The organism is Cellulomonas sp. Leaf395 (genome assembly GCF_001424125.1).
In the GTDB taxonomy this organism is placed as follows: domain Bacteria; phylum Actinomycetota; class Actinomycetes; order Actinomycetales; family Cellulomonadaceae; genus Cellulomonas.
Genome location: NZ_LMQI01000004.1, coordinates 41756 through 54672, shown reverse-complemented (window position 1 = coordinate 54672; position 12917 = coordinate 41756). Strand labels below are relative to the sequence as shown.

Annotated in this window: 13 protein-coding genes; 3 read left to right on the top strand and 10 right to left on the bottom strand. The window is 71.9% G+C overall.

Going from position 1 to position 12917, the window contains the following annotated elements:
- Positions 1 to 47: 47 nt before the first annotated feature.
- Together ASG23_RS11465 and ASG23_RS11460 are read left to right on the top strand one after the other, a co-directional pair.
- On the top strand, positions 48 to 1583 hold the full coding sequence (locus tag ASG23_RS11465) for a M20/M25/M40 family metallo-hydrolase (protein ID WP_056024800.1): 1536 nt from the start codon (positions 48 to 50) through the stop codon (positions 1581 to 1583).
- A gap of 145 nt (positions 1584 to 1728) precedes the next feature.
- Positions 1729 to 2793 carry a pectinesterase family protein gene (locus tag ASG23_RS11460; protein WP_200941581.1) on the top strand — a complete coding sequence of 355 codons (1065 nt, stop codon included), beginning with the start codon at positions 1729 to 1731 and terminating at the stop codon, positions 2791 to 2793.
- Positions 2794 to 2857: 64 nt separating this feature from the next.
- Here ASG23_RS11460 and ASG23_RS11455 read toward each other — a convergent pair whose 3' ends face one another.
- From ASG23_RS11455 to ASG23_RS11435, 5 genes are read right to left on the bottom strand one after another with little or no spacing between them, the layout of a single operon-like run.
- The gene (locus ASG23_RS11455) at positions 2858 to 3391 is read right to left on the bottom strand and encodes a GNAT family N-acetyltransferase (RefSeq protein ID WP_056024795.1); all 534 of its coding nucleotides are present in this window, start codon (positions 3389 to 3391) and stop codon (positions 2858 to 2860) included.
- Positions 3384 to 4109, bottom strand: a complete 726-nt coding sequence (locus tag ASG23_RS11450) for a class I SAM-dependent methyltransferase (protein ID WP_056024792.1) — start codon at positions 4107 to 4109, stop codon at positions 3384 to 3386. The genes ASG23_RS11455 and ASG23_RS11450 overlap by 8 nt, the downstream gene beginning before the upstream one ends.
- Before the next feature lie 42 nt (positions 4110 to 4151).
- Positions 4152 to 5033 carry an aldo/keto reductase gene (locus ASG23_RS11445; protein WP_056026192.1) on the bottom strand — a complete coding sequence of 294 codons (882 nt, stop codon included), beginning with the start codon at positions 5031 to 5033 and terminating at the stop codon, positions 4152 to 4154.
- 57 nt (positions 5034 to 5090) lie between these two features.
- Positions 5091 to 6362 carry an RNA polymerase sigma factor gene (locus ASG23_RS11440; RefSeq protein ID WP_056024790.1) on the bottom strand — a complete coding sequence of 424 codons (1272 nt, stop codon included), beginning with the start codon at positions 6360 to 6362 and terminating at the stop codon, positions 5091 to 5093.
- Positions 6335 to 6754: a YciI family protein gene (locus tag ASG23_RS11435; protein ID WP_056024789.1), complete on the bottom strand. Its 420-nt coding sequence runs from the start codon at positions 6752 to 6754 to the stop codon at positions 6335 to 6337. Before ASG23_RS11435 ends, ASG23_RS11440 begins: the two co-directional genes overlap by 28 nt.
- A 168-nt stretch (positions 6755 to 6922) precedes the next feature.
- Here ASG23_RS11435 and ASG23_RS20305 point away from each other — a divergent pair, with 168 nt between their 5' ends.
- The gene (locus ASG23_RS20305; RefSeq protein WP_200941580.1) at positions 6923 to 7861 is read left to right on the top strand and encodes a GNAT family N-acetyltransferase; all 939 of its coding nucleotides are present in this window, start codon (positions 6923 to 6925) and stop codon (positions 7859 to 7861) included.
- Between the two features lie 16 nt (positions 7862 to 7877).
- Here ASG23_RS20305 and pdxH read toward each other — a convergent pair whose 3' ends face one another.
- From pdxH to ASG23_RS11405, 5 genes are all read right to left on the bottom strand, one after another.
- A complete protein-coding gene (pdxH, locus tag ASG23_RS11425; protein WP_056024787.1) occupies positions 7878 to 8546 on the bottom strand; it encodes a pyridoxamine 5'-phosphate oxidase in 669 nt (222 codons plus the stop codon).
- A gap of 81 nt (positions 8547 to 8627) precedes the next feature.
- Positions 8628 to 9989, bottom strand: coding sequence for an LLM class flavin-dependent oxidoreductase (locus ASG23_RS11420; RefSeq protein ID WP_268760892.1), 1362 nt, complete (start codon positions 9987 to 9989; stop codon positions 8628 to 8630).
- Positions 9986 to 10837 carry an ABC transporter ATP-binding protein gene (locus tag ASG23_RS11415; protein WP_082516133.1) on the bottom strand — a complete coding sequence of 284 codons (852 nt, stop codon included), beginning with the start codon at positions 10835 to 10837 and terminating at the stop codon, positions 9986 to 9988. Before ASG23_RS11415 ends, ASG23_RS11420 begins: the two co-directional genes overlap by 4 nt.
- Positions 10813 to 11670: an ABC transporter permease gene (locus tag ASG23_RS11410; RefSeq protein ID WP_056024785.1), complete on the bottom strand. Its 858-nt coding sequence runs from the start codon at positions 11668 to 11670 to the stop codon at positions 10813 to 10815. The genes ASG23_RS11415 and ASG23_RS11410 overlap by 25 nt, the downstream gene beginning before the upstream one ends.
- Entirely contained in the window at positions 11670 to 12740 is a 1071-nt protein-coding gene (locus ASG23_RS11405; protein WP_082516132.1) for an ABC transporter substrate-binding protein, read from the bottom strand. The genes ASG23_RS11410 and ASG23_RS11405 overlap by 1 nt, the downstream gene beginning before the upstream one ends.
- Positions 12741 to 12917: the final 177 nt, after the last annotated feature.

Below are 12917 nucleotides of genomic sequence, written 5' to 3'. Positions count from 1 at the left end.
GCCCGGCGTGGCCAACAGGTCGCGCCGACGCGTGAGGAGGACACCGCATGGCGGCACGTCGAACTCTGGTCGCACTCGCCTCATCCATCGCCGTCGTCGCAGCCGGGGCCCTCGCGTCCCCGGCTGCGGCGCACCCTCGCAGCCCGGAAGAGAAGTTCGCCCAGAAGGTCACCACACGAGCGGTCCAGGACCACCTGGCCGCTCTCCAGCGCATCGCCGACGAGAACGACGGCAACCGCGCCGCCCTGACGTCCGGCTACGAGGCGAGTGCGCTCTACGTCGAGAGCGTCCTGCGCAAGGCCGGGTACGAGACGGAACGAGACCCGTTCACGTTCGACCGCGAGATCATCGACACGGCCACCCTGACGGAGAACTCCCCGGGCTCGGCCGAGTACGAGGTGGACCAGATGGAGTTCTCCCCGAACTCTCCCGTCGGCGGGGTGACGGGGGACCTGGTCGCCCCCAGCGACCCGCTCGGCTGTCTCGCCACGGACTGGTCGACCGTCGTCGCCACCGGCAAGATCGCCCTCATCAGCCGTGGCGCGTGCCCGTTCGCGACCAAGGCTGCCAACGCCGAAGCAGCCGGCGCGATCGGCGTCGTCATCTACAACAACGTGCCTGACGTGCAGCTGTTCGGCACCCTCGGCGCGGAAGGCCTGACCGTCCCGGTGGCGGGCGTCCGCCAGGCCGACGGGCAGGCGCTCGCGACCGCGCTCGCGGCCGGTCCCGTGAACGTGACGCTGGACCTGACCAGCCACACCGAGACGTCCGAGTCGTTCAACATCATCGCCGAGACGGAGCAGGGCCGAGACGACAACGTCGTCATGCTCGGCGCGCACCTCGACGGCGTCGAGGAGGGACCCGGGATCAACGACAACGGCACCGGGTCGGCAGCGATCCTCGAGGTCGCCGTCCAGCTGGCCAAGGGCAACATCCGGCACGACAACACCGTGCGGTTCGCGTGGTGGGGAGCCGAGGAGCTCGGGCTCATCGGCTCGACGGCCTACGTCGAGGAGCTGGCCACGCAGGAGGGTGAGCTGGACCGCATCGCGACGTACCTCAACTACGACATGGTCGGCTCGCCCAACTACATCATCGGTGTCTACGACGCGGACGAGTCCACCTACCCCGCACCGGTCGAGGTCCCCGAAGGGTCGGTGGCCACCGAGGCGGTGCTGACCAGCTGGTTCGACTCGATCGGTCAGCCGTGGGTCGACACGGAGTTCTCCGGACGCTCCGACTACCAGGCGTTCATCCTCAACGGCATCCCGGCGTCCGGCCTGTTCACCGGTGCCGACGATGTCAAGACGGACGAGGAGGTCGCCCTCTTCGGGGGCACCGCGGGTATCACGCACGACCCGAACTACCACTCCGCCGGTGACGACCTGTCGAACGTGAACGAGACCGCCCTCGGCATCATGACGCAGGCGATCGCGGCGTCGACCTACAGCCTCGCGTGGGACACGTCGGCCATCAACGGCGTCTCCGGCCCGGGCGACGGCTACGTGCACCCGGGCAAGGGGCACGGGCCGGGCAAGCACCTCGGCTCTGAGGACCGCGTCCTGCTGGAGCGGGCCTCCTGACCTGAGGGTGGCGCGCACGCGACCCGTGCGCGCCACCCCGCGGTCCACGTCTTGACGACTCCTGACTGCTGCCCTACCGTCGTCCCAGCCGCCGGGCAAGCGCTTTCTCGCAGGAGTTGAGATGCACGTACGACGACGTACTGGCTTGTTCCTTGTCACCTTCACCGTGCTCGGGGTCGCGCTCAGCGGCATCGCCGGAGCCTCGGTCGCTCAAGCCGGAGACGGTGACGGCCGACCCGACGTCACCGTCTCGACCGACGGTCGCGGGGACTTCACCAGCGTCCAGGCAGCCATCGACGCCGCCCCTGCGGGTGCCACCGAACCGTGGGTCATCGCGGTGCGGCCGGGTGAGTACCGGGAACTGGTCAAGGTCCCGTCGTCCAAGCCGTTCCTGACCCTCGTCGGCACCGGCCAGCACCCCCAGGACGTCGTCATCGCGTACGACAATGCGAACGGCACGCCCAAGCCCGACGGTTCCGGGCCCTACGGCACCTCCGGCAGCGCCAGCGTCACGCTCGACGGCGCCAACTTCACCGCCCGGAACCTGACGTTCGCCAACCTCTTCGACGAGGCAGCGCACCCGGAGATCACCAACCGGCAGGCCGTCGCCGTCCTCACACGCGCGGACCGGCTCGTGTTCGACCGCGTCCGGTTCCTCGGCAACCAGGACACCCTCTACCTGAACAGCTCGTCGGCGACCGTCGTCGCCCGCGCCTACCTGCGCGACTGCTACGTCGAGGGCGACGTCGACTTCATCTTCGGCCGCGCGACCGCCGTCTTCGAGGGCGGCGAGGTCCGCTCGCTGACCCGCGGCTCGTCGACCAACAACGGCTACGTCACGGCGCCGAGCACGATGATCGACAACCCGTACGGGTTCCTGTTCACCGGCGTCCGCTTCACCAGCGACGCCCCTGCCGGCACCGTCTTCCTCGGCCGGCCGTGGCACCCGAGCAACGACCCGAACGCGATCGGGCAGGTGCTGATCCGCGACTCCTGGATCGGGGAGCACATCGGGGCCGTCGCGTGGAGCGACTTCTCCGGCGGCTGGTCGTGGCGCGACGCCCGCTTCGCCGAGCACCTCAACCGCGGGCCTGGCGCCCTGATCACCGCCGACCGCCCGCAGCTCACCCCTGAGCAGGCCGCACCGTTCACCGTCCGTGCCTACCTGTCGGGCTCCGACGGGTGGTCACCGGAGGCGCGTCAGCGCTGACCGGCCTCGGGCTGAGCGGGCGGACGGCACCGCTCGCCAGTGGGGCGATTCTCGGCCACGGACGTTACCCGGCCTCTCCCAGCGCGATCCAGTACCGGCGCTTCAGCCCGGCGGTCGGGTGCGTGACGACGTCCTGCAGCACGCCGCCGGCCTGCTCGATGGTCCGCACCGACCCGATGTTGTCGGGCGAGCACGTGGCCAGGACCCGGTCGAGCCCGACGTCGCGCGCGATCCGCAGCCCTTCGCGCATCAGGTCGCCCGCGTAACCCCGTCGACGGTGCTCGGGAAGGACCGCGTACCCGAGGTGCCCGCCGACGAGCGCGAGCCGCTCGTTCAGCTCGTGGCGCACCGACAGCCGGCCGACGAGGGTCGATCCGACGAAGCCTCCGACGAACGTCTCGGGAACCCACGGGGGGATGCACTCGCCCGCGCGGAGCCGTTCGCCCTGGTCGAGCCACGCCGCCCACGACTCGGCGTCGTCCAGGCCGAGGCAGAAGTCGACCCCGTCGACGGCGAGGCGCTCGTGAGCAGCCCGGGCCTGGGGCTCGTCGGCGGCGGTGAGGGCACGGACCCGGAGCACACGCTCGGGCTCACCCACGCCGGTACACCGACACGTGCGAGCGGGAGTCCTCGGTGAACTCCGACCCGTCCCAGTCGGCGTCCCGGCTCTCCAGCGTGAGCCCGGCCAGCTGCGCCATGAGGTCCAGCTCGGACGGCCAGATGTAGCGGTGCGGCGTCCAGCCGTGATCGGCCTGCCGGCCCTCGTCGAAACGGAAGTGGTGCGAGACGACCCGCTGGTGCAGCACGTCGTAGGTGTCGAGGCCGATGTACCCCGGCTCGCAGGCCCAGACCGTGGCCTGCACGCCCGGCGGGAGCTTGCGCAGCTCGGGCACCCACAGCTCGATCACGAACCGGCCGCCCGGACTCAGGTGGCGAGCGGCGTTGCGGAAGCACGCGACCTGCTCCTCCTGAGTGAGCAGGTTGGCGATGGTGTTGAACACGAGGTAGACGAGGCTGAACTCGCCCGGCGCGGTCGCCGTCGCCATGTCGCCGAGGACCACGGGGATGGTGTTCTCGTCGGCCTTGGTCCGCAGCTGCTCGACCATGTGCGGCGACAGCTCGATCCCGACGACCGGCACCCCGCGTTCAGCCAGCGGGACGGCGACGCGGCCCGTGCCGATGGCGAGCTCCAGCGCGCGACCGCCGTCCGCGAGCGCGACGAGCCGGTCCACGGTCGGCCCGAGCACCTCGGCGGCGAACATGCCGGTGCCGGGGGTGTCGTAGCGCCGTGCTGTCTCGGCGTCCCAGAGCTCCATCGGTCGACGATCGCAGCCGACCGACGACGCGGTCCACGGAAATCAGGCCTCGGGGATCTCCCGCCCGAACGTCTCGAGCGTGATGGCGGCCGGGTCGGGTCCCCCGCGCACCCCCCGGTCGAGGGCGGTGATCGCGGCGAGCTCGGGCTCGCTGAGCGCGAAGTCGAACACGTCGAGGTTCTCGGCGATCCGCGTCGGGTGTGTGGACTTCGGGATGGCCGAGCGCCCCTGCTGCAGGTGCCAGCGGAGCATCACCTGGGCGGGCGACCTGCCGTGCTCGGCGGCGATGCCCGTGATCGTCGGGTCCTCCAGCGTGCTGCTGGCGTACCCCTCCCGGTAGAACGTGATCCCGCCGATCGGCGACCACGCCTGGGTGAGGATCCCGTGCTCGGCGTTCGCGGTGAGCACGTCCGGCTGCGAGAAGTACGGGTGCACCTCCACCTGGTTCAGCGCCGGCACCACGGACGCGGTGCCGAGCAGCTGCTCGAGGTGCTCGGGCATGAAGTTGCTGACGCCGATCGCGCGGACGCGCCCGTCGGCGAGGAGCGTCTCCAGCGCGCGGTACGCCTCCAGGGTCAGGTCGAACCGGCTGGGCAGGGGCTGGTGCAGGATCAGCAGGTCCAGCTGGTCCACGCCGAGCTTTCCGATGCTCTTGTCGAAGGCGTGCAGGGTCGCGTCGTAGCCGTAGTCGGAGATCCAGACCTTCGTCTCGAGGAAGACCTCCGACCTGTCGACGCCGGACCGGCGCAGTCCCTCGCCGACCCCCCGCTCGTTGAGGTAGGCCGCGGCGGTGTCGACGTGCCGGTACCCGGCGGCCAGCGCGGTGGCGACGGCGTCGGCCGTCTCGTCCGGTGGGGTCTGGAAGACACCGAGGCCGAGGGCGGGCATCTCGGTGCCGTTGTTGAGGGTGAGGGTGATCGCCATGCCGTCCACGGTAAGGACGGGCGCGGGACGGAGGGAGGGTCTGTCGTGACCCCCCAGTCAGCCGAGCGCCGCGAGCTTGCGCTCCAGCACCTCGCGCTCACGCTCGTTGCCGCACAGGTCGACGGCGCGCTCGAGCTCGCGTCGGGCATCGTCTCGACGACCCAGGCGCCGGAACAGCGCGCCGCGGACGCTCGGCAGCAGGTGGGAGCCGCTGAGACCGCCTGCCGCGACGATCTCGTCGACCACCGGCAGCGCGGCCGCGGGACCCTGCGCCATCGAGATCGCGACCGCGCGGTTGAGCTCGACCACCGGTGACGGCGCCAGGCGCCCGAGCACCTCGTAGAGCACGACGATCCGGTCCCAGTCCGTCTCCTCCACGGACCGAGCGACCGCGTGGCACTCGGCGATCGCCGCCTGGACGCCGTACGCACCCAGCCCCCGGCCGACGCGGCCGGCGGTCGCGAGGGCCGCGCGTCCGCGTCGGATCGCCTCGCGGTCCCACCGTCGACGGTCCTGCTCCTCGAGCAGGACCGGTGCACCGTCGTCGCGCACCCGGGCGGGGAACCGGGCGGCGGTCAGCTCCAGCAGCGCGAGCAGACCGTGGACCTCGGGCTCGTCGGGGACCAGCTGCGCGAGGACCCGAGCCTGACGGACCGCCTCGTGCGCGAGGTCCTGCCGGATCCAGTCGCTGCCCGAGCTCGCCGACGAGCCCTCCGTGAACACGAGGTAGAGGACGTTCAGCACCGACGCCAGGCGCTCGCGGCGCTCGTCGGGCGGCGGCACGTCGAACGGGACCTGCGCCGCACCGAGCGTCTTCTTGGCGCGGGTGATCCGGGCCTGGACCGTGGCGGTCGACACCAGGAGCGCCCGGGCGATCTCGTCGCTGGTCAGACCGCCGACCACCCGCAGGGTCATCGTGACCTGCGCCTCCCGCGACAGCACCGGGTGGCACGCGACGAACATGAGCGCCAGCACGTCGTCGTCGATCCGGTCGGGGTCCCACAGGTCGTCTCCCGCACCCTCGCTCAGGTCACGGGCGAGCGTCGCGTGCCGCTCGCCCAGGGAGACGCGACGGCGGTAGGTGTCGACCGCGCGACGACGCCCCACCGTGAGCAGCCACGCCGCCGGGCTGCTGGGCACGCCGTCGCGCGGCCACGCGACGAGTGCCGCAGCGAACGCCTCTTGGGCGAGGTCCTCCGCCAGCGCGAAGTCCCCCGTGTAGCGGGCGAGGGTCGAGACGATGCGCGCGGACTCGATCCGCCACACCGCCTCGACGGCGTCGCGGCTGCTCCCTGAGCGGGTCAGAGCTGGCCCGCCCGCTCCCTCCATGCGCGTTCTTTCTGGATCCACTCGTTGTCCTGCGGGAAGTCGTCGATGCTCGTGACCCGGCGGATCTCCGTCTTTTGGCCGGGGCCCGTCATCGGTGCCCGTTTGGCCCACTCGACGGCCTCCTCCTTGGAGGCGACGTCGAGGATCCAGTAGCCGCCGAACAGCTCCTTGGTCTCGCCGTACGGGCCGTCGCTGACGACGGGCGGCTGGGAGGAGAAGTCGACGACGACACCGTCTGCGGCGTCATCCAGACCCTCCGCCGCGACGAGGACCCCGGCCGAGATCATCTCGTTGTTGAACCTGCCCATCGCCTCCATGATCTCCTCGAAGTCGACGTCCTGGAACGCCGCGTACGCCTCGTCCGTCGCGCGCATGATCAGCATGTACTTCACGGTCTTCTCCGTCCGTGTCGGGGTCCCCTTCGGACCCTCTCACCGATGAGTCGAACGGCGGAACCAGGGAATCGACATCGCCGACGACGAGTTCGACATCCCCACGGCACGGCTGCGAGGACGGGATAGACGTGGTCGGCCACGGGCACCGCCCCTACGATGCGGCGGATGGACCGTGGAGAGCTCGTCGCGTACGTCCGGTCGCACGGTGACGGTGTCGTCAGCTCGGTCGGACCCGACGGTCGGCCGCAGGCCGCGTACCTGGCGATCACCGCGACGGACGCCGGTGAGCTGGTGCTCGACACGCGGGCGTCGTCGCGGAAGGTCGCCAACCTCCGTCGCGACCGGCGGGTGGCCGTCGTCATCGGGGGTGCGGACGGGACGACCCTGCAGTGCGAGGGGATCGCGGACCTGCCCGAGGGCCCGGATCGTGACCTGTGCGCGCAGGCCTACCGCGACGCGTTCCCCCGGTTCGCGACGTCGCTGGCAGACCCGGCCGTGCTGCTGGTCCGGATCCGGCTCACCTGGGCCCGCTACGGCGACTACCGGCCCGGCGTCGCGTCGTCGCAGGAAGTCGACCTGGGGATCGCGGTCCGCCGCGTCCGGGCCGACGAGTGGGAGCCCGCCCGCGCGCTGCGGCTCGACGCGCTCCGGGACGAGGCAGCCGCCATCGCCTTCCTGGACACGTACGAGAACGCCGCCCGCCAGTCCGACGAGTTCTACCGGGACCGCACGGCCCGCGCGTCCGACGGGGACGACATCGCCCAGTTCGTCGCGATCGACGGGTCCGCCTGGGTGGGCTCGGTCACGGTGATCGCCCAGCGGGGCGGGTCGCTCGACTACCACGACAGGCCGCTCGAGCGGGACCGGGCGACCGTGGTCGGGGCTTACGTCCGCGGGGAGCAGCGGGGCTCGGGCCTCGTCGACCGGCTGCTCGACGCGGCCGCGCACTGGGGCCGTGACCTGGGCTTCGACGAGCTGACCCTGGGGGTGCACCAGGACAACGGCCGCGCGCAGGGTGCCTACCGACGAGCAGGTTTCGTGCCCTCGGGGTTCATCTTCGCCGGCCCCAACGGCCCGGAGGTCGAGATGGTGCGGCGCCTCTGACGAGCAGCGCGGCACGTCACGGTTGGCGGCGGTGGACCGTCCACGCCTCGGCGGTGTCCAGGTCCCCTGTGGCTGTGCGCGTGAACACCAGCCGGTCGTGCAGGCGGTCACGCCGGCCCGCCCACAGCTCGACCTCGTCGCACTCGACCCGCCAGCCGCCCCAGCCGTCCGGGACGGGGACGTCGTCGGGTGATCCGGTGTCCGGGTAGAGGGCCGCGTACCGCTCGTACGCCGCAACCAGCGCGGCCCGGTCGGCGATCGGTTGCGACTGGTCCGACGCCCACGCGCTGATCCGTGAGCCCCACGGTCGGGTGGCGAAGTAGGCGGCGATCTCGTCGCGACCCACGGGGACGGCACGGCCGCGGAACCGGACCGCCCGGTACATCGCGGGCCAGGTCAGCGACGCGGCGACCGTCCCGGTGGCGGCGATCTCGTGGCTCTTGGTCGAGCCGAGGTCGGTGACGAACCCCGGCCCGCGCTCGTCGAGGAAGCGCATGAGCACGGTGCGGACGTTCGCGCGCCCGTCCGCGTCGACCGTGGCGACGGACAGCGCGGTGGGCTCGACGACGTCACCGAGCTCGGCCTGCCGCGCCTGCGCGTCGGCGACCCACCGCCTGACCTGCTGGAGCGGCGTCGGCGCCAGCGCGCCCTCGCTCAGACCCTCGCCCGAGTACTCGCTGCGCACGCCGCCACCTCTCGCTCGCCGGTGCCGCTGTCCCGGCACCGGCGAGCGTACTTCCCACGGTCGGACCCGACCGCCGGTGGGTCACGCGGAGGCGGCCACCTGCGTCCGGGCCAGCGTGTGCGGGTTCGCCGGACGGGCCAGGCCGTAGTGCTCGCGCAGGGTCGTCCCCTCGTACTCCGACCGGAACAGGCCGCGCTCCACCAGGATCGGCACCACGTCGTCGACGAAGTCCTCCAGGCCCGACGGCAGGACCGCGGGCATGATGTTGAACCCGTCGGCGGCACCCTGGTCGTACCAGTCCTGGATGGCGTCGGCGACCTGCACGGGTGTGCCGGAGAACGTCCGGTGACCCCGTCCTCCGCCGAGCCGGCCGATGAGCTGGCGCACGGTGAGCCGCTCGCGCCGGGCCAGGTTGACGATGAGCGTGTACCGGCTCTTGGCGCCCTCGATCTCGTCCTCCGACGGCAGGTCGGCGGGCAGCTCGCGGTCGAGCGGTAGGTCGTCCGGGTCCACGCGGAGGGTCTTGGCCAGCTGCACCCTGGCGTACTCGGGCTTGATGAGGCGGTCCAGCTCGTCCTCCTTCTCCCGCGCCTCGGCCTCCGTGGCGCCGATCACGGGCACGATGCCCGGCAGCACGAGGACGCCTCCGGGGTCGCGGCCCCACTCGACGGCCCGCCGCTTGAGGTCGGTGTAGAACGCCTGCGCGTCCTCGAGGGTCTGCTGCGCGGTGAACACGGCCTCCGCGTACCGGGCGGCCAGGTCCTTGCCGTCCTCCGACGACCCCGCCTGCACCAGCAGCGGGTGTGCCTGCGGCGAGCGCGGAGTGGTCAGGGCACCGGCCACCGAGAAGTGCTGACCCACGTGGCCGATCGGGTGGACACGCGACGAGTCGCCCCAGACGCCCGCCTCCTTGTCGCCGATCTCCGCGTCGTCCTCCCACGAGTCCCACAGCTTGAGCGACACCTCCAGGAACTCCGCCGCGCGCTCGTAGCGGTCGTGGTGCGACGGCTGCTCGTCGAGCCCGAAGTTGCGGGCCGCCTCGACGAACGCGGTGGTCACGACGTTCCAACCGACCCGGCCGCCGCTGATGTGGTCCAGCGACGCGAACCGCCGGGCCAGGTTGTACGGGTCGTTGTAGGTGGTGGACGCGGTCGCGATGAGCCCGATCCGCTGTGTGACCGCCGCGATCGCGGCGAGCACGACCGTCGGCTCGAGCGTGCCGGCCGGGCGGCGGCCGACGTCCCGGCTCTGCGCGGGCCCGTCGGCGAAGAAGATCGAGTCGAGCTTGCCCCGCTCGGCGGTCTGCGCGAGCCGCTGCAGGTACGCGATGTTGGTGGAGAGGTACGACGGGTCGCTCTCCGGCAGCCGCCACGACGCCTCGTGGTGGCCCGTGCTCATGAGGAACGCGTTGAGGTGGAGGGGGCCGGGACGGTGGTCGTTCACAGTGGGGTCCTTTCAGTCAGGGGGACGCCGAGCGCCGCGAGCAGCTGGGCGCGGAGGTCGGCGAAGCGGGGGTCAGCGGTGTCGCGAGGGCCGTCGATGCCGACCTCCACCTGGAGGGCGATCTGGCCTTGGTCCAGCACGATCACGCGGTCGGCGAGGACGATCGCCTCGTCGACGTCGTGCGTGACCAGCAGGACCGCAGGCTCGTGCCGGGCGTACAGGTCCCGCAGGAGGCCGTGCATCCGGATCCGGGTAAGCGCGTCGAGCGCGCCGAACGGCTCGTCGGCCAGCAACAGCTGCGGCTCCCGGACCAGCGACCGGGCGAGCGACACCCGCTGCTGCTCCCCGCCCGACAGCTCGGTGGGCCAGGCGCGCTCGCGGCCCGCCAGACCTACCTCGGCCAGCCGTTCCACGCCGAGCTCCCGCACGCGGGAGCCCTTCAGGCCCAGGGTCACGTTGTCGAGCACCCGGGCCCACGGCAGCAGCCGCGAGTCCTGGAACACCACGGAGACGCGGTCCGGCACGGCGATGGTGCCGGTGCCGTGCACGTCGTGGTCCAGCCCGGCGAGCGCGCGCAGCAGCGTGCTCTTGCCGGAACCGCTGCGCCCGAGGATCGCGACGAACTCGCCGGCGGCGATGGACAGGTCGAGACCGCGCAGCACGCGACCGTCGCCCTCGCCCAGTCCGTAGGCGCGCACCAGGTCGCGCACGACGACGGTGCCGTCGGTGGTCGTGGTCCGCTCGTCGGCGAGGACGCCGTGCACGGGCGGCGGGACGGCCGAGCGCTCCGGGACGCGGGTGTCCGGGTCGATGTCGGGCGGGCTCAGTCGGCCAGGGTGCGTCGCCACGTCAGGGCCCTCCTCTGCACGAGTCGGACCAGGGCGTCGGAGCCGAAGCCGAGGACGCCGTAGAGCACCAGGCCGACGACGATGATCTCCGTCTGCCCGTAGGTGCGCGCGAGCTCCATCATGTAGCCGATCCCGGCGGTGCCGTTGATCTGCTCGACCACGACGAGCGACAGCCACGCACCGGTGACGGCGAACCGCAGGCCGAGCAGGAAACCGGGCAGGGCACCCGGCAGCACGATCCGACGCACGAACGCCCACCGCGACAGCCCGACCGTCTCGGCCAGCTCGACGTACCGGGCATCGATGGTCCGCAACCCGTTGTGGGTGTGGATGTACACCGGGATGAACACGCCCAGCAGGATGGTGACGACCTTCATGGTCTCGCCGATGCCGAGCCACAGGATGAGCAACGGCAGCAGCGCGAGGCTCGGGATGGCCCGCTTGACCTGCACGGGACCGTCGATGAGCGCCTCACCGACGCGGCTCAGCCCTGAGATCAGGGCCAACAATGTCCCCAGCACGATGCCGAGGGCGAGCCCGAGGAACGCCCGCTGCGCGGAGACGGCGAGGTTCTCCTGCAGGCGCCCCTCCTCGAGCAGCTCGCCCGTGGTCGTGACGACCGTCCACGGTGCCGACAGCGTCCGCTGGTCGATGAACCCGGTGGCGCTGCCGATCAGCCAGAACGCCAGGAGGGCGAGCAGGCCGAGCGTGGCGCCGCCGGGGATCGCGCGCCCCGGTCCGAGTCGGCGCGTCGTCCGCCGACGCGCCCGCGGTGCCGACACCCGCTGCGGCCGCGTCGCGACGACGGCGCGGGGTGCTGTGAGCGTCGACATCAGCCGTCCGCCCCCGCTAGGTAGGACTCCACGGCCTCGGCGACGACCGGCGCGAACCGCTCGTCCCACAGGTCCGCCGCGTCGAGCTTCTCGTTACCGGTCTCCTCGGCGAGCAGGTTGATGGTCTCCTGGTGCCGCGCGATCGGCTCGGCCCAGTCGGCCGGGATGTCCGGGATGCCGGCGTGCTCGACCAGGTAGTCCGCGTCCGCCTCGCTCAGGCCCTGGTCCTTGACGTAGTACCCGGCCTTCCACTCCTCGGGGTGGTCGTAGATCCACAGCCGTGCGGCCGCCCACAGCTGCACGTACTCGCGCAGGGCGGCCGCCTTCGCCGGGTCGGAGATCGTCGACGTCGGTGCGTAGAGCACGCTCGGGTCGTCTCGGAGCCCGTGCTCGATCGTGTGGGCCCCGTCCTTGCTGTAGTTGTCGAGGTAGCGCGCGACGGCCACGCCGCCGAGCGGTGCGATGTCGACCTCCTTCGCCGCGAGCGCGGTCGGGTACACGTCCCCGGTGCTCGGCAGCTCGACGAGCTCGACGTCGTCCGTGGTCAGGCCGGCCTCCTGCAGGGCCCGCAGCACGATGGTGCCCTGCGCCTGCCCCGGGCTGTAGGCGATGCGGTGGCCCTCGAAGTCCTCCAGGGACTCCACGCCCTCGACGCCGGGTGCGACGCCGAACGAGTAGATCGGGTTCTCCTCCCAGTCCTCGCGGTAGGACGCGGCGACGATCCGGACGTCCAGCCCGGTCCACGTCGCGTGGATCGGCGGGATGTCCGCGACCGACCCGACGTCCAGCGACCCGGCTCGGAAGGCCTCCGTCGTGGCCGGCCCGCCGGAGACGTTGGCCCACTCGATCTCGAAGCCGAGGTCACTGTCGAGGTCGTCGCCGGCGAGTGCGACGGCGACCTTGATGCTCGGGTCACCGACGACGAGCTTGGTGCCCGCCGGCACCTCGGTGGGCAGAGTCGCATCCGGGGTGTCGTCGGCGGCGGGGGTGGTGGCGGCCGCCTCGGAGCAGGCGGCCAGGGTGACGGCGAGGAGGGCCGCGGCAACGGCCGCAAGGGGTCGAGAACGCATGGTTGAGCCTTTCGATGGCATGGCGAAGTAGTCGTGGGCATGGCGAGGCACCACGGCAGGAGGTCAGGTCCCCGGAGCGTCGGGGTCGTGCGGTGAAGGCCTGGGGTCAGCGACAGGGCTGACAGGCACCGCTGGTCGACGGGTCGACGACGAGACGCAGCAGCGCTGCGCGGTCGG